Raw genomic sequence first — 21,428 nt, forward strand, 5'->3', positions numbered from 1 at the left:
GAACCTTAAACGTTAGAAAATGCTGACTGTGCATTTGAGGAGAGGATTCTACTCAAGTTTTAGGAAGACACCAAGTTTTAGGTATCTCCCTTATATAGTATTAAGATCTTTTTATTTAAAGATCTCTTTATTAGATCTATTATTAGGATCGCTCGTTTCTGTGGATAAGTGGATTTTCACTTTAAAGATCATAAAAGTGTAAAGGATCATATACTGTGAATGATCCGTGATCCTATTGCGTATAAGCTGGGATCAAAAAGGTGACTTATACACAGGCAGTGGTCGACCTAAAACTTATACTATGGATAACTACCGGTTAATACCGTGATCTTCCCTGAGTTACCCACAGCTGACTGCTGGTTTAATAACCAAATCATAGTTCGTTTGCCCAAATTTTAACCCATTCTCCCGCGGGATCTTCAGGTATTTCGTGTTGCTGGACATCAATTTCAAAACATTCACCGATCCTTTTTGCCCCTTTTTCGCTTAATAACGAATCAAGTTTGTGGATCGCACCACAAAAAATGTCATACTCGGAACTACCGATCCCGACTGCACCAAATTTAACTTTACTTAGATCTGGGGATTCTTTTTGTATGCTTTCAAATAAAGGCTGAATGTTTTCTGGTAAATCACCTGCACCATGTGTAGAGCTAACCACCAGCCATAACCCTTCAAGTGTTAAGTCATCAAGACTAGGACCATGTTGAATTTCTGTTTCATAACCTAATTCGTCCAAAATCTCAGCCATATGCTCTGCAACATATTCCGCACTGCCCATTGTACTGCCACTTATTAAGGTTACTTTTGTCATGGTGATTCTCTTTCACGATAATTGCTGGCTATTGTACGCTGTGAATGAGCTGGGATCTACCTGTGGATAATGTGGTTATATAATTTTTTTTTCTAAGGGCTAATTGTTCGCAAGATTGGGTTCTGTAAGGAGATCAACGTTTCGGTGGATTGTATTTCATCAATCGTTTGAATTTTGTTGATAAGTACGTCTTGTAACGCATCAATTGACTTGCACATGACTTTGATAAAAATGCTGTATTGCCCAGTTGTGTAATAAACCTCAACCACTTCTTCTAAGGCATCCAGTTTTTTTAGTGCTGTTGGGTAATCTTTAGCACTTTTTAAAATGATGCCAATAAAACAGCAGACATCAAAACCTAACCGTTTTGGGCTGATATCGATACGAGTTCCTTGAATGATTCCAGCTTGCTTCATTTTCTCTACGCGAACATGAATTGTACCTGGGCTAACAGAGAATTTTTTTGCTAATTCCGCATATGGTGTACGTGCATTTCCCATTAATTCGTGAAGTATGTCACGATCGAGATTATCGATTTGATAATTTTCAGGCATTATTTCACCTCCATTTTAACGATTATTCATTTTTATACCCTTTTTTTTGATTAAAATAAACGCCAATGGCTTTTTTTAATGAAGTATATTGAATTTATACCTCATTTTGTTGCTTAATCTATACATCAGCTAATACAGCAATCAAATTATGGGTACAAAATTATGGACAAGTCATTCATCGAACATCAGCAACAAATTAGTTTTGTTAAATCATATTTCTCACGTTTACTTGAAAAGGAATTAGGCTTAATTGAGGTTCAAGGCCCAATCCTGAGCCGTTTAGGTGATGGTACACAAGATAACTTATCCGGTAGTGAAAAAGCCGTTCAAGTAAAAGTGAAATCAATTCCAGGTGCAACCTTCGAAGTCGTTCACTCATTGGCTAAATGGAAACGTAAAACGCTCGGTCGTTTTGGTTTTAGTAAAGGCCAAGGTTTATATACACATATGAAAGCGTTGCGTCCGGACGAGGATCGCTTAACCCCTATCCACTCTGTCTATGTTGATCAGTGGGATTGGGAAAAAGTGATGGCAGATGAGGAGCGTACTCTTCCTTATCTGAAACAGACAGTGGGTAAAATCTATAAGGCAATAAAAGAAACAGAAGCTGCCGTAAGTAAAGAATTTGGTTTGGCACCGTTCCTGCCAGACCAAATTCACTTTATCCACAGTGAAGAGTTACTACAGCGTTACCCTGACTTAGACGCTAAAGGTCGTGAGCGCGCTATCGCGAAAGAACTGGGTGCTGTATTCTTGATTGGTATTGGCGGTAAGTTATCGAGCGGTGAATCACATGATGTACGTGCACCAGACTATGATGACTGGACGACAAAAAATGAAGATGGTTTTTGTGGTTTAAACGGTGACATCATTGTATGGAACCCAGTATTACAAGATGCTTTTGAGCTGTCCTCTATGGGTATTCGTGTAAGTCCTGAGTGCTTGACATACCAATTAGGCCTGACAAATGATGAAAAGCGTATGGAATTAGAGTGGCATCAAGCGTTAGTGAAAGGTGAAATGCCGCAAACTATTGGGGGTGGCATTGGTCAATCACGTTTAGTGATGTTGCTTCTGCAACGTCAACACATTGGCCAAGTACAATGTGGCGTGTGGGGCGAAGAAATGCAAGAGTCAGTTGAAGGTATGCTGTAGTTAATGAATGTAGTTAGCGACTAAAGCGGCGTAGTAGCCTGCTTTTTAACCCAGTATCAAAGCGCCAAATATGGTCAAAAATTTTCATGATGCTGGGTTTCCCATAATTTGATACGGATACCGCATGGAAGCGGTATTTCCCCATCTTCTGCATTGATTTAATCTTCTGAATTAATTCATCGGGCAAACGTTGAGCCACAAAATCAGAAATTACCACTGCATCTGCATCAGCCCACTGCTTTGACTCTAATTTTATTGCTGTTTCTTGCAAACAAGCGGCGAGATCGGTCCCACCTTTAAAGGTCTGATGTAAAAAACGAATACATTGATCTAAGCCATCGGCAGATAATAAATCGTAGTGCACTATTTCAGTGGAGAATAACATGACATGGCATGACCGGTTATCTGCCAGCGCAATTTTCATCAGGGCAAGGCAAAAGGCTTTGGCACATCGTTCATTTAACCCCCCCATTGAACCAGAGGTATCGATACATACAACGAATGGTCCTCTTGGTTGCTCTTCGTTATGATGATGTGTGATTGGCCGAAGTATTTTTCTTTCTTGCCAACTCTCACCTTGTAAACGATAAGTCAAAAGTTGTTTTTCAAGCAATTTGCGATAAAACTCAAACTCTATATCTTCAAGTCCTAACATGGCTAATTCCGCGGGTAATAACCGTAAAATATCATCGCTTTGATTTAAACCATTAACTTGTTCGGGGACAGTTTCAGGGACTTTTTCCATGATAGTCATTGGTTCAAGTATGACGCTATCATCTGGAATGGCTTGGGCTGTTTGGCTGCGCCCTAACAATTGGGCTATTTTTTCCAGTTCAGGTTGTTGGCGTAAAAACTCACTATAACGATTTAACAATTGGTCATTATAAGCTGAGGTCATATTGGCCCCTTTGCTTAGATCCCATAAGCGGCCTGCTGCACGCTCATTTTCACCGAGTATATCTTCTAAATTTCCACTTAACGCTAGCCGACGCTGTAATTCCGCCAGCAACTGTTCTTTTTCTTGCTCCAACAGTTCTTTATGAAGAGTCGTAACTTGAAAAATTAAGCTAATACGCCATCTTTGGACAAACAGTGATTGTCTTGCACCACGGTTTTCTATTTTGCCACTCTGTAACTGATAAGCTTCACGATAAAAAGGGGAATCAAGTTGATGAAGCTTTTCAATTACAGTAGGGAGTTGGGTAAAAAAAGCATCAGTGGAAATTCCTAATGACTGGCGATACAACTCAAACTCTTCAGAAAGCTGTAAAGGGACGAGTGCATCTTTCATCCTTTGTTTGAGATCTTTTTTCCAACTGGATAAATCTTTTAGTAAGGCTTTTTTCAAACGTGGGTGTTTTTCGAAAAATACGGCCAATTGTGGGGTAGCGAGAAGAGAAATAATGATCTCTTCAATTAATTGACCTTCATTAACCGAAAGTAGCATTTCGAGTGTGGCTAAACTCATCATAATTATTCAGCCACTTTACCCGTGATTTGGTTGCGTAGTTGGATGAGTCTCTCGGATACGTTAATAAAGCTTTGTTCTATATCTGCTATCCAATGGGGCTCGATAAATAAATTTGGTTGCTGTTTTTCAAATTGATAGCGAGCTGCTTGGATATCATTTTGAATTTTATCCAACTTATCTAACCATTCTTGGTTATTTATCGTAGGTATGTTACTTGCTGTTTTATCCTGTAGATATAAAGTCGATGATTGGTGACTCACATCTAATAATTGAATTTGGTTTAAATTATTAATCTCTGCGGCCAATTCTTGGGCAAAACCAATTCCGTTGAGGTGAGCTGATAACGTTGTTCCTTTATTTAAAAAGTTTATCAGGGATTTTTTATCCGTTGTCACAAAGGTGACTTTCATATTATGTAACTGCAATGGGCGATGTAAAAATAGCGTAATACGCCCTTCAGCAATATTCTCTGGGAGTACATATGAGGCTTTGCGAGCAAACATTGCATTGTTTTTATTTACTTTAAATGCGTCTTGGTTGTTTTGATCTTGGGTTGATGACATCCATTGTTGGTAAGTTAGCTCTATTTCGTGCATTAATTTACGTTGTTGCCAGCCATCCTCTTGCAGTAGAGATTGCAATAATTTAGGCAAGGTGTTCATGGATTGCATATCGTGCCATAGGCAATCTTTTAGTAGCACAATATCAAGGGGGGATACACTACTTCTACCATTGAAAAATGCACTTGCTTGCAGTAGATAAACCGCTTTTTTCCATCGCCTGTCAGAAACATAAACTTGCTTATCTGTTGCATCTAATTGTTGACGTAGTTGATAAATAAGCTCAAAACAGTGATCGGGTAGCGTAATTTTCGGTATTTCTTGTTGCCACTGTTGGTATTCTTCATCACTGATTTTTAAATGTTCAGGTACTTGTGCTTCATCTAAGGATGATTTTCCAGTTAGAAGTGCGCGGAAATTTTGTTTTTCTTGTAGTTTATCTAACCAAATACGCACTAACATACGGTCAAATAGTGCTTCTAGGCTACTATCTGCATCAGGAAGTTCATTAGAAGCGGTAACTAATAGCCGCATCGGAATACGTTTTTCTTCGTCACCATTACGAAACTTGCGTTCATTTACTGCCGTTAGCAAAGTATTTAAAATAGCGGGGCCGGCTTTCCAAATCTCATCAAGAAAGACAACTTCAGCATCAGGTAAATAGCCTTTAGTTAGCCGTTGGTAGCGCCCTTCATCTTTTAGTGCCTGTATTGATAGTGGGCCAAATATTTCTTCGGGAGTCGAAAAACGTGTCATTAAGTATTCAAACGCATTTGCATGGCGAAAAGCAAATTTCATTCGTCTCGCTATCAAGCTTTTTGCAATACCTGGAGGGCCTAAGAGAAAAACACTTTCCCCACTTAATGTGGCTAATAAACATAAACGAATAGCCTGCTGGCGTTCATATAAACCGCTTTCAAGGTAATTGCTAAGTTGAGCTATCCGTTCAGATAATTGCATCGATATTCCTTTCATTGAATAACAAAATTCAATAATGTTGTAGTTACGCTTAATTCTTAGGTTATCCGTCCTTTTATAAACAGTGCAATCAAATTTGTCATTTTTCTTTTGTGTTATTTGATTTAAATCGTGTGTAGCTGTATTAAGGCGAGAAAATCTTAATCGAAAGAGGGCTGATTTGAACTGGGTGGGCTCATGAGTATAAAACTATGAGCCCGCGCTGAGGATTAATAATTATTAATAAGGTGCATCTGGCGTGGTAACTCGAATTAATTTTTCATTCACAAACTCACGAATGCCCGCAAGTGATTGTTCTCGACCATAACCAGAAAGCTTAGTTCCACCGAAGGGGAGCTCAGGGGCAATTCCTGTGGTATGATTGATATAAACCATCCCTGTGACTATTTGGCGAGCCACTTTTATTGCTTCCGCTTCATTCTTACCAAAGACAGTTCCACCTAAACCGAATTCAGTCGCGTTAGCTAATTGAATGGCTTCATCTATATTTTTTACAGCATAAATACAAAGTACTGGGCCGAATATTTCTTCATGATAAGCTTTCATATTCGGTTTTATATCTGTCAATATTGTGGGTTGCATAAACGCCCCTTCACGATCTAATCGCTTACCGCCAAATACCAGTGTTGCTCCCTCTTTTACAGCCACTTCAACTTGATTAATAACGTCGTTTACTGCTCCTTCGCTACTTAATGGGGCGAGTTGCGTAGCTGGGTCCATTGGGTCACCCACAATAATTTTTTCATAGATTGCTTTTGCTTTTGCGATAAATTCTTTCGCAACGTTTTCTAATACAATAATACGTTTTGGTGAAACACAAACTTGCCCTGCATTCCATAGACGGCCAGCAGTCGCTGTCGCAACCGCACTATCAATATCTGCATCAGCTAGCACAATAAAAGCATCACTCCCTCCTAGCTCAAGTGTTGATTTTTTTATTACTTTGCTTGCTTCAGAGGCAAAATTGGAACCAGCAGGTTTACTTCCTGTTAAAGATACGGCTTTGACTCGTTCATCTGAAACAAGAGCTGAAACTTTTGAGCCAGGAATGAATAAATTGTTGTAAACGCCATCCGGTAGGCCTGCTTCAATAAATATTTTTTCCATTATTTCAGCGCATTGGGGAATATTTGAAGCATGCTTTAAAACAATGGTATTCCCTGCCATTAGATTAGCAGCAGCTGTTCGAGTTATTTGATAAAATGGAAAATTCCATGGTTGAACAGTCAGGAGTACTCCGATAGGTTCATAAGTTAAGAAGGCTTTTCCGTGTTTAACATCAATTTCTTTATCCGCTAATAAACGGCTTCCTTCATTCGCATAGTAGTCAAAAATATTTGCGCATAATTCGACTTCGCTTATCGATTCACTTAATAGTTTTCCCATTTCTGTTGTACAGATTTTTCCGAGAAGCTCTTTTTTATCTCGCATAGTTTTTGCTATGTTATGTAAAATTACTGCTCGCTCTGTAAATGAGCTTTTTTTCCAAGTCAGGTAGGCGTTATCTGCTTTGCTGAGTATTGTATCGACTTCCTCCGCACTCATTTCTTGATAAATCTTTTCTACTTTATTTGTTGCTGGATTAACTGATTTTATTGATGATGTCATATTCATTTTTTATTCCTTACCGCAACGGTTAAAGATAAATAATTTAACCTATCTTAAATTACATTTGATATGTCACCATAAAATGAGCTTAAAATGAATTTAAATGGCATTTTTCATCAAAAAATTCGTGTAAACAAATTTTAATTGTTTTTGAATGTTTTTTTTTATGTTTATTTATGAATCAATAGAAACGATTCAGCTTAAGCTATTCAATTAGTTATCATTTTTTATTTTTTTAACGCTAACGAAACGTTTCGATGTTGATCACAAATATTAACCATCAATATTGAGTTGTGACTCATCTTTACTATGATTACATGAGCGAAACGTTTCGCTTACTAGAATGGCGGTGAAAAATGAAAAAGGGTGTTTTACTTAATGCCAACGTGACCTCTGTAATTGCCAAGTTAGGTCATACGGACCAAATAACGCTTGCTGATGCTGGTTTGCCTATTTCTCAAGGAACTGAGCGTATTGATTTAGCCATTACTCAAGGCTTACCCGATTTCATGTCAGTTTTAAGTGTTATTACTCAAGAGATGCAAGTCGAAAAAGCCATTCTAGCTGAGGAAATTAGTACCAATAACCCACAAATGGAAGATGCTATTTTAGCTCACTTACAACAGCTAGAAGTCACTCAAAATAATACGATTGAAATTATCTATTGCAGCCATGAACGTTTTAAACAACTGACTCATGACAGTAAAGCGGTGATCCGCACCGGAGAATGTTCACCGTTCGCTAACATTATTCTTTGTTCTGGTGTGACTTTCTGAGGTGATTATGCAACCTTTATTAGAACTTATCGGAATCGATAAATCATTTCCAGGGGTAAAAGCCCTTAATGGGGCGACATTAAATGTCTATCCTGGAAAAGTCATGGCGCTGGTGGGGGAAAATGGGGCTGGCAAATCAACCATGATGAAAGTACTAACCGGTATCTATAGCAAAGATGCAGGTAAAATCCGCTATCTAGGCAAAGAAGTAAAATTTAATGGCCCTAAAAACTCCCAAGAAGCAGGCATTGGTATTATTCACCAAGAGCTAAATCTTATTCCTGAATTAACTATCGCGGAGAATATTTTTCTTGGTCGAGAATTTGTTAATGTATTTGGCAAAATCGACTGGAAAAAGATGTTTAGTGAATCAGACAAACTTCTTCAACGTCTTAATCTTGATTATAACAGCCACCAAACTATTGCTGAGCTCTCTATTGGTGAGCAGCAAATGGTCGAAATAGCTAAGGTTCTGAGTTATCAATCCCAAGTTATCATCATGGATGAGCCAACCGATGCTTTAACTGATACAGAAACAGCTTCTTTATTTAGAGTTATTGAAGACTTAAAAGCGCAAGGCTGTGGCATTGTGTACATTTCTCATCGGCTAAAAGAAATTTTTGAAATTTGCGATGATGTAACTGTTTTTCGTGACGGCCAATTTATAGGTGAAAAACCTGTTAGCGAATTAGAAGAAGAAAAGCTAATTGAAATGATGGTAGGACGAAAACTAGAAGATCAGTATCCGAGAGTTGATGTTCCTACTGGTAGTGTGCGCTTACAGTTGCAAAATATATCCGGTCCCGGAGTCACTAATGCCAGTTTTAGTCTAAAAAGTGGTGAAATTTTAGGGGTTTCAGGGTTGATGGGGGCAGGTCGCACGGAATTGATGAAAATTATTTATGGCGCGGCAGCGAAGAAAACAGGGACTATTACTCTTGAAGGTAAGGAAGTCACATTAAGAACTCCTCAAGATGGCCTAAATAACGGCATTGTCTATATTTCTGAAGACCGCAAACGTGATGGTTTAGTACTTGGCATGTCAGTGAAAGAAAATATGTCATTGACGGCACTACGTTATTTTAGCCGCGTAGGTGGTAGTTTAAAACATAAAGAAGAACAACAAACTGTCAGTGATTTCATTCGATTATTCAATATTAAAACGCCATCAATGGACCAAATTATTGGCAACCTTTCTGGTGGTAATCAGCAAAAAGTGGCAATTGCTCGGGGGTTAATGACGCGACCTAAAGTCCTGATCCTTGATGAACCAACTCGCGGGGTTGATGTTGGAGCCAAAAAAGAAATTTATCAATTAATTAACCAATTTAAGAAAGAAGGACTGAGTATCATTTTAGTTTCTTCAGAAATGCCAGAAGTGATTGGAATGAGTGACCGTATTTTGGTTATGCATGAAGGTCATATCAGTGGGGAGTTTTCCGCCAAAGACGCAACTCAGGAAGCCTTAATGGCTGCTGCAGTGGGTAAACATTATGGCTCAGTTCAGGAGTTATCAGCATGAGTTCAACTACCGCATCATCAAAACGCTGGTTCAGCAAAGCATGGCTGATGGAGCAAAAATCATTAATAGCACTATTAATTTTAATTGCGATCGTATCGACATTAAGCCCTAATTTTTTTACGGTTAATAACTTTTTCAATATCTTACAACAAACCTCTGTGAATGCCATTATGGCTGTTGGAATGACATTGGTCATTTTAACCTCAGGAATTGACCTGTCTGTCGGCTCATTATTAGCATTAACTGGGGCTGTGGCAGCTTCTATGGTGAGTACTGATGTAAATGCTTTAGTCGCTGTTGCTGGTGCATTAGCATTGGGGGCTGCAATTGGCGCATGTACCGGTGTTATTGTCGCAAAAGGTAAAGTTCAAGCTTTTATTGCAACTCTAGTCATGATGTTATTACTACGTGGGGTTACTCGCGTGTACACCGACGGAAGCCCTATTAATACAGGGTTTAGTGATAACGCAGATTTATTTGGTTGGTTTGGTATTGGGCGTCCATTTGGCATTCCGACCCCTGTTTGGTTAATGATCATTGTTTTTGCGGCTGCATGGTACATGTTGCATCACACACGTCTAGGTCGTTATATCTATGCATTAGGGGGGAATGAATCAGCAACTCGCCTATCTGGTATTAACGTCGACCGCATTAAAATTATCGTTTATGCCTTATGTGGCTTGTTAGCTGCATTGGCGAGTGTAATCGAAGTTGCGCGTTTATCATCAGCACAACCAATGGCGGGTAATGGATATGAATTGGATGCCATTGCTGCGGTTGTTCTTGGTGGTACCAGCCTTGCTGGTGGTAAAGGCCGCATTGTCGGAACCTTGATTGGTGCCTTGATCCTTGGTTTTCTAAATAATGGCTTAAACTTATTAGGTATTTCGTCAAACTATCAGATGATTGTAAAAGCTGTCGTCATCTTACTTGCGGTACTTGTTGATAATAAAAAATAACCCTACAGGAAAATTATTATGAAGATGAATAAATTAGCAACACTATTATCTGCGGTTGCACTGAGTGCAACGGTCAGTGTTAATGCGATGGCGAAAGATAGCATTGCATTAGTTATTTCTACACTTAACAATCCATTCTTTGTGACGATGAAAGACAGCGCACAAAAAGAAGCTGATAAACTGGGGTATGAATTGATCGTCTTAGATTCTCAAGATAACCCAGCTAAAGAGTTGGCAAACGTACAAGATCTAACTGTGCGTGGCACAAAACTTATGTTAATCAATCCAACTGATTCAGACGCGGTCGGGAATTCTATTTTAATGGCTAACAAAGCTAACATTCCTGTGATTACATTAGATAGAGCAGCAAATAAAGGTGAAGTTGTCAGCCATGTGGCATCAGATAACCGCATGGGGGGGAAAATGGCGGCTGACTATATCGCAAAAAAAACGGGTAATGAAGCAAAAGTCATTCAATTAGAAGGGATTTCCGGTACTTCAGCAGCGCGTGAGCGTGGTGAAGGTTTTAATACTGGAGCAAAAGAGCATAAATTTAATTTACTGGCGAGCCAACCTGCTGATTTTGATAGAACAAAAGGCTTGAACGTCATGCAAAACTTGTTAACGGCACATCCTACTGTCCAAGCGGTATTTGCTCAGAATGATGAAATGGCTCTAGGTGCTTTAAGAGCTTTACAAACTGCTGGTTACTCTGATGTTCTTGTTGTTGGGTTTGATGGCACTAATGATGGCATCAAAGCAGTAGAAAGCGGTAAATTAGGGGCAACCATAGCACAGCGCCCAGACCAAATCGGTATCGTTGGAGTACAGATAGCGGATAAAGTCTTAAAAGGTGAAAAAGTTGAATCTACGGTTCCAGTTGAATTGGAATTAGTGGTAAAACAATAAAAAATAAAAACCGCCGTTTACTATTATAACGGCGGTTCATTTAGTTTGTGGGTTATTACGTCACAATAAAAAGGAAATAAACGTTATGGCTACAGCAAAGCTAGTGGTTCTCGGTAGTATCAATGCTGATCATATATTAAATGTTAAGCAATTTCCGCAGCCGGGTGAAACGGTGAGGGGTGATCACTATCAAGTTGCATTTGGTGGTAAAGGCGCAAATCAAGCTGTCGCCGCGGGTAGAAGCGGTGCTGACATAACTTTTATTGCTTGTGTTGGTGATGATGGCATTGGTTCTAGTATTAAAAAACAGCTTAGTTTGGATAATATTAAAACTGAGTGTATTGATGCCATTCAAGATGAAACTACTGGTGTGGCATTGATTTATGTGAACCAACAAGGTGAAAACATTATTGGTATCAGTGCAGGCGCAAATGCACAATTGACGACAGAAAGGCTTGCTAGCTATCAACAAAAAATTATCGAAGCTGATGCTGTTTTAATGCAATTAGAGTCACCTCTTGATACGGTACAAATGGCTGCTGAAATTGCCAATAAAAATAATACACAGGTAATTTTAAATCCAGCACCAGCCCAGTCATTGCCAGATTCATTATTAACACTAGTCGATATCATTACACCAAATGAAACCGAAGCTGAGCATCTAACAGGGATTGCTGTTAATGATAATAAAGGGGCACAAGCAGCTGCACAGGTATTGCACGAAAAAGGGATCAGCAAAGTGATGATAACGCTAGGGTCCCGAGGGGTTTGGTATAGTGAACAAGGCTCACAAGGGAAAATAATTCCTGCATTTAACGTAAAAGCAGTAGATACTATTGCGGCAGGTGATACATTCAATGGGGCTTATGTCACTGCACTATTGGAAGGTAAGGCAGATGAAGACGCAATTATTTTTGCTCATGCTGCCGCAGCAATTGCTGTAACTCGTCCTGGCGCGCAGCCATCGGTACCTTGGCGTAAAGAAATTGAACAATTTTTGACTCAACAGGATTAGCTTGTGGCAACAATGAAAGATGTGGCACGTTTAGCGGGGGTGTCGACATCCACAGTCTCTCACGTGATTAATCAAAATCGCTATGTTAGCGAAAGTATAACTCTGCGCGTCAAAAATGCGATAGAAGAGCTAAACTATGCCCCTTCAGCATTAGCTAGAAGCTTAAAAATGAATCGCACTAATACAATAGGGATGTTACTAACAACAAGTAATAACCCATTTTATGCAGAAGTAGTACGTGGTGTTGAACGTAGTTGCTACGAGCGCGGTTATAGTTTGATCTTATGTAATACTGAAGGTGACCTTCAACGTATGAACCATAGCTTAGAAACGTTATTACAAAAACGTGTTGATGGGCTATTAATTATGTGTACAGAAGTTCAAGGCCCATCGAAGGATGTGTTTACTCGCTACCCTAGCGTTCCGACCGTTATGATGGATTGGTCACCATTTGATTCAGTAGGAGATGTGATTCAAGATAACTCATTTCTTGGGGGGGAAATTGCTACCCGTTATCTTATTGATTCGGGTTTTACCCGAATAGCCTGTATTGCGGGGCCTCAAGATAAGTCTCCAGCAAGGGCTCGTTATCAAGGTTTTATTCAAGCGATGGAACAGGCTAAAATTGAAGTTAATGAAGATTATATTATTTTCAGTGACTTCGAATTTGCTGGTGGTTTTGAATCAATGAATAAACTGCTTGAGTTATCAACGCCTCCACAAGCTATTTTTGCAGGGAATGATGCCATGGCTGTTGGGGCTTATCAGGCTATATTCCAAAAAGGAATCAAAGTGCCTGATGATATTTCAATCATTGGTTATGATGATATCGACCTTTCACCTTATATGATCCCACCATTGACGACGATCCATCAACCAAAAGATAAACTAGGCAAACAGGCTGTTGACCAACTTATTTATCGTATGGATAACCCTGAAGCAGATGCCAGTGTTTTAGTATTAACACCTGAACTTATTGAGCGTCAATCGGTCAGGAAATGCTAATTTTTAGCCTTTTTTGCTTTATTTTTTATTAAGTTATCCCCATCAGTCTTACTTAATAATAAAAAGACAAAAGCGGATATTAAGGTGATAGCACCGACAGTAATAAAGGTATAATGGAAATTATCGACGGTATTGCTGTTAGGCTGTCCACCATAGAAGTTCAATATTGCTGCGCTCACTGCAATACCGAAACTTATCGATAGCTGTTGAGTCACGGCTAACATACTGTTCCCCGCACTTGCATTATTATCTGTTAGGTCAGCCAAACATATCGTATTCATTGCGGTAAATTGTACAGACATTACCATACCTAAAATGAATAAAGGGACTATTAACAGATAAATCGACATACTTGGTGACTGCAAGGAAAATTGAGCAATCATTAATCCAATAATGATGGTGATAACAAATAATGTATTACGGTACCCATATTTAGTGAGTATTTTTGTAACAGCGGATTTTGCTGTGATTGAACCAATCGCTAATGGTGCCATCATCATACCAGCAACAACAGCTTCATAGCCAAAACCAACTTGTAGCATTAATGGCATTAGAAATGGAATACTGCCAGTACCTAGTCGAGTTGCAACATTCCCACTGATACCAATAGAAAAAGTGCGAGTTTTAAATAAATTTAAAGGAATAATGGCGTGCTTAATTCGCCTTGCATGGAAAATATAAAGAAATAGGAAAAGAAACCCAATTGCAACAAGAGATACTGGTATAGATGTAGGTAGCGATTTATCACCAAAGAAATCGAGGCTGACAGATAGCATTACTAAACCGAATCCAAACAATAAGAAACCGAGGGTATCAAATTTTCGCTTCGGCATTTTAAAATCAGGCATATGTTTTAACGCATAAAAAATACCTAAAACGCCAATAGGAATATTAATAATAAATATCCAATGCCATGTGGCGTAGGTCACTAATATACCACCTAGCAGAGGCCCTAATATTGGCCCAACTAACCCCGGTATTGTGACAAAGTTTAATATTGGCAATAATTCACTACGTGGATAAGCTCTAATTAGCGCTAAACGTGCAACTGGCATCATCATTGCCCCACCAACCCCTTGAATAACCCTTGACGTTACTAAAAAATCTAGGGAGGGTGAAAGTGCACACAATAAAGAACCTAAAGAAAATAATGAAACTGCTAAAATAAAAACACGCCGTGTCCCAAATCTATCAGCAAACCACCCACTTACAGGGATCAATAAGGCAACAGTTAATGTGTAACTGACTACTGCTGATTGCATAGCAAGGGGGGAGTGATGAAGGCTCTTGGCAATATCAGGTAAAGCCGTATTCAAAATAGTGGCATCAAGTGCTTGCATGAAAAAGGCCATGGCCGCAATCCATGGAAGACCAGACATATTTTTGGCTGTCTTGAACATCAGTTACCTATCTAAAAAATTGAATTCCAAAATCGGTGAGTTATCTCGTTAGTTTTATTTCTGAGTATTCGTTAATAAGCTATAGCAAAAATTAAGGGCATCTGCACTTTTGCCTTCAATAATTGCATTCGCGAGCTGTTGATGTGTATCAACTTCAATTACTTCATTATCAGTGATTACATCAAAATAACGCTGATAGATAGAGCGAAACAGATTAGCAAAAGAGATCAAAAAAGGGTTAGCGCAAGCTTTATAGATAGTTAAATGAAAATGGTAGTCAATTTTTATCCATCGTTCTCTATCAAATTCTTTTGCTAGTAATTGCATTTCACTCGCTAAAAGTTGTAAAGATTGTTTTTGTTCTTGTGTTGCATGTAATGCAGCAAGATAACAAGCTTGGGGCTCAATTGCGAGACGAACAACTTTAAAATGTTTAATAACAACGGACTGTTCTTCGCTATTCGACCACCACTTTAAAAGGTCTTGGTCCAAAAAATTCCAATTTGAAGAAGGCATCACACGAGTGCCAATTTTAGGGCGGGCTAATACCATTCCTTTTGCCGCGAGTATTTTTATTGCTTCTCTTATTGCTGTTCTGCTTGCTTGGAATTGTTCTGATAAATCTAATTCATTGGGTAAAATGGAGTCAGGTAAATAGGTACTGCTTAAAATTAACTGTCCAAGATTCTCTGCAATAATATAAGAGCGGTTCTTCTGTGAGGCAGTTTGTTGCTTACTTAATTCCATAATTCATCTCAATACGCATTTCTTAGATACTTATATTACGCGAGTAAATGAATAATTGCTGCTGAAATAGTCAATATACAGACCTTATTTAACTTATAAAGCCTGTTTTGGCTAAAAAAAACGCGAACAAAATAAAAAAACAAAAAAACACTTGCTAGATTTTCTGGGCTCCCTATAATGCGCATCCGTTGTCACGATAAACCGGCTCGAAGAAAACCTCGAAGCCTTGTGATAACAGAGGTGAGAAAGAAAAAGTTGAAAATAAACGCTTGACTTTCTAAATAAAAAACGTAATATACGTCACCTCGCGACAACGACCTAAGTTAATAAAAACTGGGTCGAATTTCCAAAAGAAATGTCGCAACGCTCTTTAACAATTTATCAGACAATCTGTGTGGGCACTCACAGGACACTATCAAAAAAATATTTGATTTTAAGTCTTGAAGAGTGACTAACACGTTAATTCATATATATGAACTAATAGGTAATCTGGTTTCTTCGGAAATCAGGCGACAGTAAACATTCTTTGAGCATCAAACGCTTTTAATTGAAGAGTTTGATCATGGCTCAGATTGAACGCTGGCGGCAGGCCTAACACATGCAAGTCGAGCGGTAACAGGGGAAGCTTGCTTCCCGCTGACGAGCGGCGGACGGGTGAGTAATGTATGGGGATCTGCCCGATAGAGGGGGATAACCACTGGAAACGGTGGCTAATACCGCATAATCTCTTAGGAGCAAAGCAGGGGAACTTCGGTCCTTGCGCTATCGGATGAACCCATATGGGATTAGCTAGTAGGTGGGGTAATGGCTCACCTAGGCGACGATCCCTAGCTGGTCTGAGAGGATGATCAGCCACACTGGGACTGAGACACGGCCCAGACTCCTACGGGAGGCAGCAGTGGGGAATATTGCACAATGGGCGCAAGCCTGATGCAGCCATGCCGCGTGTATGAAGAAGGCCCTAGGGTTGTAAAGTACTTTCAGTCGGGAGGAAGGCGTTGATGCTAATATCATCAACGATTGACGTTACCGACAGAAGAAGCACCGGCTAACTCCGTGCCAGCAGCCGCGGTAATACGGAGGGTGCAAGCGTTAATCGGAATTACTGGGCGTAAAGCGCACGCAGGCGGTTGATTAAGTTAGATGTGAAATCCCCGGGCTTAACCTGGGAATGGCATCTAAGACTGGTCAGCTAGAGTCTTGTAGAGGGGGGTAGAATTCCATGTGTAGCGGTGAAATGCGTAGAGATGTGGAGGAATACCGGTGGCGAAGGCGGCCCCCTGGACAAAGACTGACGCTCAGGTGCGAAAGCGTGGGGAGCAAACAGGATTAGATACCCTGGTAGTCCACGCTGTAAACGATGTCGATTTGAAGGTTGTTCCCTTGAGGAGTGGCTTTCGGAGCTAACGCGTTAAATCGACCGCCTGGGGAGTACGGCCGCAAGGTTAAAACTCAAATGAATTGACGGGGGCCCGCACAAGCGGTGGAGCATGTGGTTTAATTCGATGCAACGCGAAGAACCTTACCTACTCTTGACATCCAGAGAACTTAGCAGAGATGCTTTGGTGCCTTCGGGAACTCTGAGACAGGTGCTGCATGGCTGTCGTCAGCTCGTGTTGTGAAATGTTGGGTTAAGTCCCGCAACGAGCGCAACCCTTATCCTTTGTTGCCAGCGATTCGGTCGGGAACTCAAAGGAGACTGCCGGTGATAAACCGGAGGAAGGTGGGGATGACGTCAAGTCATCATGGCCCTTACGAGTAGGGCTACACACGTGCTACAATGGCGTATACAAAGAGAAGCGACCTCGCGAGAGCAAGCGGAACTCATAAAGTACGTCGTAGTCCGGATTGGAGTCTGCAACTCGACTCCATGAAGTCGGAATCGCTAGTAATCGTAGATCAGAATGCTACGGTGAATACGTTCCCGGGCCTTGTACACACCGCCCGTCACACCATGGGAGTGGGTTGCAAAAGAAGTAGGTAGCTTAACCTTCGGGAGGGCGCTTACCACTTTGTGATTCATGACTGGGGTGAAGTCGTAACAAGGTAACCGTAGGGGAACCTGCGGTTGGATCACCTCCTTACCATTGAAGTGTTTTTGTGAAGTGCTCACACAGATTGTCTGATGAAATAGAGTAGCAGTATCAATAGGCTTGTAGCTCAGGTGGTTAGAGCGCACCCCTGATAAGGGTGAGGTCGGTGGTTCAAGTCCACTCAGGCCTACCAAAATCGAATTGATGCAGCGTTATAAATCAGCTCGTTTACTCAAAAGTAAACGTCGCCAATTTATGCCTTGCCTAAATCCGATTTGTCATTTTAATGACTGAGATTGATACTGAAATTACCTTTATGGGGCTATAGCTCAGCTGGGAGAGCGCCTGCCTTGCACGCAGGAGGTCAGCGGTTCGATCCCGCTTAGCTCCACCATAAATTTTTCTGATTATTCAGAATAGATTAGTCAAATAGTCTATTGCGAATAATTATGCTCTTTAACAATCTGGAACAAGCTGAAAATTGAAAACAACGCACATTGTTTATCGCTTAAACAATGTGAGAGTCTCTCAAAAATCTCAACTTGAAGTGTTTTTCAAACACACAAGCGAGTGGCATGAGCGAGCAGTGTGAAATTCAAGGCGGCTAGCGCACAGCAAGCGCAGCGTACAATAGTACGTGAGCATTGCGAGCACTACCCAACGAAGAAGTTCACCACGCACAGCCATGACGTTAAGTGTCGTCTGATAAGAAGACACCTTCGGGTTGTGAGGTTAAGCGACTAAGCGTACACGGTGGATGCCTAGGCAATCAGAGGCGATGAAGGACGTGCTAATCTGCGATAAGCGTCGGTAAGGTGATATGAACCGTTATACCCGACGATTTCCGAATGGGGAAACCCAGTGCAATCCGTTGCACTATCGTTTGATGAATACATAGTCAAACGAAGCGAACCGGGGGAACTGAAACATCTCAGTACCCCGAGGAAAAGAAATCAACCGAGATTCCCCTAGTAGCGGCGAGCGAACGGGGAGCAGCCCAGAGTCTTAATCAGCATTAGTATCAGGAGAACGGTCTGGAAAGTCCGGCAGTAAAGGGTGATAGCCCCGTATCTGAAGATGCTAGTGTTGTGAACTCGACGAGTAGGGCGGGACACGTGTTATCCTGTCTGAATATGGGGGGACCATCCTCCAAGGCTAAATACTCCTGATTGACCGATAGTGAACCAGTACCGTGAGGGAAAGGCGAAAAGAACCCCGGCGAGGGGAGTGAAATAGAACCTGAAACCGTGTACGTACAAGCAGTGGGAGCCTTGATTTATCAGGGTGACTGCGTACCTTTTGTATAATGGGTCAGCGACTTATATTCTGTAGCAAGGTTAACCGTATAGGGGAGCCGTAGGGAAACCGAGTCTTAACTGGGCGAATGAGTTGCAGGGTATAGACCCGAAACCCGGTGATCTAGCCATGGGCAGGTTGAAGGTTGGGTAACACTAACTGGAGGACCGAACCGACTAATGTTGAAAAATTAGCGGATGACTTGTGGCTGGGGGTGAAAGGCCAATCAAACCGGGAGATAGCTGGTTCTCCCCGAAAGCTATTTAGGTAGCGCCTCGTGAACTCATCTTCGGGGGTAGAGCACTGTTTCGACTAGGGGGTCATCCCGACTTACCAACTCGATGCAAACTACGAATACCGAAGAATGTTATCACGGGAGACACACGGCGGGTGCTAACGTTCGTCGTGAAGAGGGAAACAACCCAGACCGCCAGCTAAGGTCCCAAAGTCATAGTTAAGTGGGAAACGAAGTGGGAAGGCTCAGACAGCCAGGATGTTGGCTTAGAAGCAGCCATCATTTAAAGAAAGCGTAATAGCTCACTGGTCGAGTCGGCCTGCGCGGAAGATGTAACGGGGCTAAACTATGCACCGAAGCTGCGGCAGCGATATGTAAATATTGTTGGGTAGGGGAGCGTTCTGTAAGCCTGTGAAGGTGTACTGTGAGGTATGCTGGAGGTATCAGAAGTGCGAATGCTGACATAAGTAACGATAATGCGGGTGAAAAACCCGCACGCCGGAAGACCAAGGGTTCCTGTCCAACGTTAATCGGGGCAGGGTGAGTCGACCCCTAAGGCGAGGCAGAAATGCGTAGTCGATGGGAAACGGGTTAATATTCCCGTACTGGTGATAATTGCGATGGGGGGACGGAGAAGGCTAGGCTGGCCGGGCGACGGTTGTCCCGGTTTAAGGATGTAGGCAGGTGAATTAGGCAAATCCGGTTCACTATATGCTGAGGTCTGATGACGAGTCACTACGGTGGCGAAGTAGCTCATGCCCCGCTTCCAGGAAAAGCCTCTAAGCTCTAGATTATCACTAATCGTACCCCAAACCGACACAGGTGGTCAGGTAGAGAATACTCAGGCGCTTGAGAGAACTCGGGTGAAGGAACTAGGCAAAATGGTGCCGTAACTTCGGGAGAAGGCACGCTGGCGCTAGGTGAAGTGGTTTACCCATGGAGCTGAAGCCAGTCGCAGATACCAGCTGGCTGCAACTGTTTATTAAAAACACAGCACTGTGCAAACACGAAAGTGGACGTATACGGTGTGACGCCTGCCCGGTGCTGGAAGGTTAATTGATGGGGTTATCCGTAAGGAGAAGCTCTTGATCGAAGCCCCAGTAAACGGCGGCCGTAACTATAACGGTCCTAAGGTAGCGAAATTCCTTGTCGGGTAAGTTCCGACCTGCACGAATGGCGTAATGATGGCCAGGCTGTCTCCACCCGAGACTCAGTGAAATTGAACTCGCTGTGAAGATGCAGTGTACCCGCGGCAAGACGGAAAGACCCCGTGAACCTTTACTATAGCTTGACACTGAACATTGAGCCTTGATGTGTAGGATAGGTGGGAGGCTTTGAAGTGTGGACGCCAGTCTGCATGGAGCCAACCTTGAAATACCACCCTTTAATGTTTGATGTTCTAACGTTGCCCCGTTATCCGGGGTGCGGACAGTGTCTGGTGGGTAGTTTGACTGGGGCGGTCTCCTCCCAAAGAGTAACGGAGGAGCACGAAGGTTGGCTAAGCATGGTCGGACATCATGCGGTTAGTGCAAAGGCATAAGCCAGCTTGACTGCGAGAGTGACGGCTCGAGCAGGTACGAAAGTAGGTCTTAGTGATCCGGTGGTTCTGAATGGAAGGGCCATCGCTCAACGGATAAAAGGTACTCCGGGGATAACAGGCTGATACCGCCCAAGAGTTCATATCGACGGCGGTGTTTGGCACCTCGATGTCGGCTCATCACATCCTGGGGCTGAAGTAGGTCCCAAGGGTACGGCTGTTCGCCGTTTAAAGTGGTACGCGAGCTGGGTTTAGAACGTCGTGAGACAGTTCGGTCCCTATCTGCCGTGGGCGTTGGAAGATTGAAAGGGGCTGCTCCTAGTACGAGAGGACCGGAGTGGACGCACCACTGGTGTTCGGGTTGTCATGCCAATGGCATTGCCCGGTAGCTAAGTGCGGAAGAGATAACCGCTGAAAGCATCTAAGCGGGAAACTTGCCTTGAGATGAGTCTTCCTGACCCTTTAAGGGTCCTAAAGGAACGTTTAAGACTAAGACGTTGATAGGTTGGGTGTGTAAGCATAGCGATATGTTGAGCTAACCAATACTAATGAACCGTGAGGCTTAACCTGACAACACCGAAGGTGTTTTAGAGATTGAGATGACGTTGATTCAATGAGCGTGAGAAGCCGAAAGGCGAGGGACATGGCAGCTTGTTCAAGATTGCAGTTCTGGTTTAGTGACGAAATGTGCTAAACGGGAACGAACCGAATTTGTCTGGCGGCAATAGCGCGGTGGTCCCACCTGACCCCATGCCGAACTCAGCAGTGAAACGCCGTAGCGCCGATGGTAGTGTGGGGTCTCCCCATGTGAGAGTAGGGAACTGCCAGACATTAAATTAGTGAGAAAGCCACCC

At 41.9% G+C, this 21,428-nt stretch carries 14 protein-coding genes, 2 tRNA genes and 3 rRNA genes; 12 read left to right on the forward strand and 7 right to left on the reverse strand.

The window, feature by feature from the left end; genetic code table 11:
* Positions 1-373: 373 nt before the first annotated feature.
* Positions 374-814, reverse strand: coding sequence for an FMN-binding protein MioC (mioC, locus tag P3L56_RS00255; protein ID WP_042846807.1), 441 nt, complete (start codon positions 812-814; stop codon positions 374-376).
* Positions 815-906: 92 nt separating this feature from the next.
* Positions 907-1,368, reverse strand: a complete 462-nt coding sequence (asnC, locus tag P3L56_RS00260; protein WP_042846808.1) for a transcriptional regulator AsnC — start codon at positions 1,366-1,368, stop codon at positions 907-909.
* A gap of 162 nt (positions 1,369-1,530) precedes the next feature.
* On the opposite strand from asnC, the gene asnA reads away from it, so the two are divergent.
* Positions 1,531-2,523, forward strand: a complete 993-nt coding sequence (asnA, locus tag P3L56_RS00265) for an aspartate--ammonia ligase (RefSeq protein ID WP_042846809.1) — start codon at positions 1,531-1,533, stop codon at positions 2,521-2,523.
* A 13-nt stretch (positions 2,524-2,536) separates the two neighbouring features.
* On the opposite strand, the gene viaA is transcribed toward asnA, so the two are convergent.
* From viaA to P3L56_RS00280, 3 genes are all read right to left on the reverse strand, one after another.
* Entirely contained in the window at positions 2,537-3,994 is a 1,458-nt protein-coding gene (gene viaA, locus P3L56_RS00270; protein ID WP_272686185.1) for an ATPase RavA stimulator ViaA, read from the reverse strand.
* Between the two features lie 2 nt (positions 3,995-3,996).
* Positions 3,997-5,514 (reverse strand): ATPase RavA, encoded by a 1,518-nt coding sequence (gene ravA, locus P3L56_RS00275; RefSeq protein ID WP_210856027.1) that lies wholly within the window; start codon positions 5,512-5,514, stop codon positions 3,997-3,999.
* Positions 5,515-5,751: 237 nt separating this feature from the next.
* The gene (locus P3L56_RS00280) at positions 5,752-7,146 is read right to left on the reverse strand and encodes an NAD-dependent succinate-semialdehyde dehydrogenase (protein WP_048605632.1); all 1,395 of its coding nucleotides are present in this window, start codon (positions 7,144-7,146) and stop codon (positions 5,752-5,754) included.
* Between the two features lie 350 nt (positions 7,147-7,496).
* Here P3L56_RS00280 and rbsD point away from each other — a divergent pair, with 350 nt between their 5' ends.
* The 6 genes from rbsD to rbsR all read left to right on the forward strand — a co-directional run bounded on the left by rbsD (position 7,497) and on the right by rbsR (position 13,326).
* Positions 7,497-7,916, forward strand: a complete 420-nt coding sequence (gene rbsD / locus P3L56_RS00285) for a D-ribose pyranase (protein ID WP_042846813.1) — start codon at positions 7,497-7,499, stop codon at positions 7,914-7,916.
* Between the two features lie 7 nt (positions 7,917-7,923).
* Positions 7,924-9,438 carry a ribose ABC transporter ATP-binding protein RbsA gene (gene rbsA / locus P3L56_RS00290; RefSeq protein ID WP_042846814.1) on the forward strand — a complete coding sequence of 505 codons (1,515 nt, stop codon included), beginning with the start codon at positions 7,924-7,926 and terminating at the stop codon, positions 9,436-9,438.
* Positions 9,435-10,397: a ribose ABC transporter permease gene (gene rbsC / locus P3L56_RS00295; RefSeq protein WP_042846815.1), complete on the forward strand. Its 963-nt coding sequence runs from the start codon at positions 9,435-9,437 to the stop codon at positions 10,395-10,397. The genes rbsA and rbsC overlap by 4 nt, the downstream gene beginning before the upstream one ends.
* Positions 10,398-10,415: 18 nt before the next feature.
* Positions 10,416-11,306 (forward strand): ribose ABC transporter substrate-binding protein RbsB, encoded by an 891-nt coding sequence (gene rbsB / locus P3L56_RS00300; protein WP_042846816.1) that lies wholly within the window; start codon positions 10,416-10,418, stop codon positions 11,304-11,306.
* Between the two features lie 85 nt (positions 11,307-11,391).
* Positions 11,392-12,321 carry a ribokinase gene (rbsK, locus tag P3L56_RS00305; protein ID WP_042846817.1) on the forward strand — a complete coding sequence of 310 codons (930 nt, stop codon included), beginning with the start codon at positions 11,392-11,394 and terminating at the stop codon, positions 12,319-12,321.
* Positions 12,322-12,324: 3 nt separating this feature from the next.
* Positions 12,325-13,326, forward strand: a complete 1,002-nt coding sequence (gene rbsR, locus P3L56_RS00310) for a ribose operon transcriptional repressor RbsR (RefSeq protein WP_164975540.1) — start codon at positions 12,325-12,327, stop codon at positions 13,324-13,326.
* Here the strand turns inward: rbsR and mdtD are convergent.
* Together mdtD and P3L56_RS00320 are read right to left on the reverse strand one after the other, a co-directional pair.
* Entirely contained in the window at positions 13,323-14,726 is a 1,404-nt protein-coding gene (mdtD, locus tag P3L56_RS00315; protein WP_042846818.1) for a multidrug transporter subunit MdtD, read from the reverse strand. The two genes, rbsR and mdtD, sit on opposite strands and share 4 nt — an antisense overlap.
* Before the next feature lie 54 nt (positions 14,727-14,780).
* Positions 14,781-15,473 carry a FadR/GntR family transcriptional regulator gene (locus tag P3L56_RS00320; protein WP_042846819.1) on the reverse strand — a complete coding sequence of 231 codons (693 nt, stop codon included), beginning with the start codon at positions 15,471-15,473 and terminating at the stop codon, positions 14,781-14,783.
* Between the two features lie 544 nt (positions 15,474-16,017).
* Here P3L56_RS00320 and P3L56_RS00325 point away from each other — a divergent pair.
* From P3L56_RS00325 to rrf, 5 genes are all read left to right on the forward strand, one after another.
* Positions 16,018-17,557: ribosomal RNA gene (locus P3L56_RS00325) — 16S ribosomal RNA — on the forward strand.
* A gap of 65 nt (positions 17,558-17,622) precedes the next feature.
* Positions 17,623-17,699, forward strand: a tRNA-Ile gene (locus P3L56_RS00330).
* Between the two features lie 125 nt (positions 17,700-17,824).
* Positions 17,825-17,900 (forward strand) — tRNA-Ala (locus tag P3L56_RS00335).
* Between the two features lie 336 nt (positions 17,901-18,236).
* Positions 18,237-21,144, forward strand: a 23S ribosomal RNA gene (locus tag P3L56_RS00340).
* Between the two features lie 144 nt (positions 21,145-21,288).
* Positions 21,289-21,404, forward strand: a 5S ribosomal RNA gene (rrf, locus tag P3L56_RS00345).
* Together the 16S, 23S and 5S rRNA genes with 2 tRNA genes alongside form the textbook arrangement of a ribosomal RNA operon.
* Positions 21,405-21,428 lie beyond the last annotated feature (24 nt).

Origin of the sequence: Providencia sp. PROV024 (assembly GCF_032709665.1) — a bacterium.
Lineage (GTDB): Bacteria > Pseudomonadota > Gammaproteobacteria > Enterobacterales > Enterobacteriaceae > Providencia > Providencia huashanensis.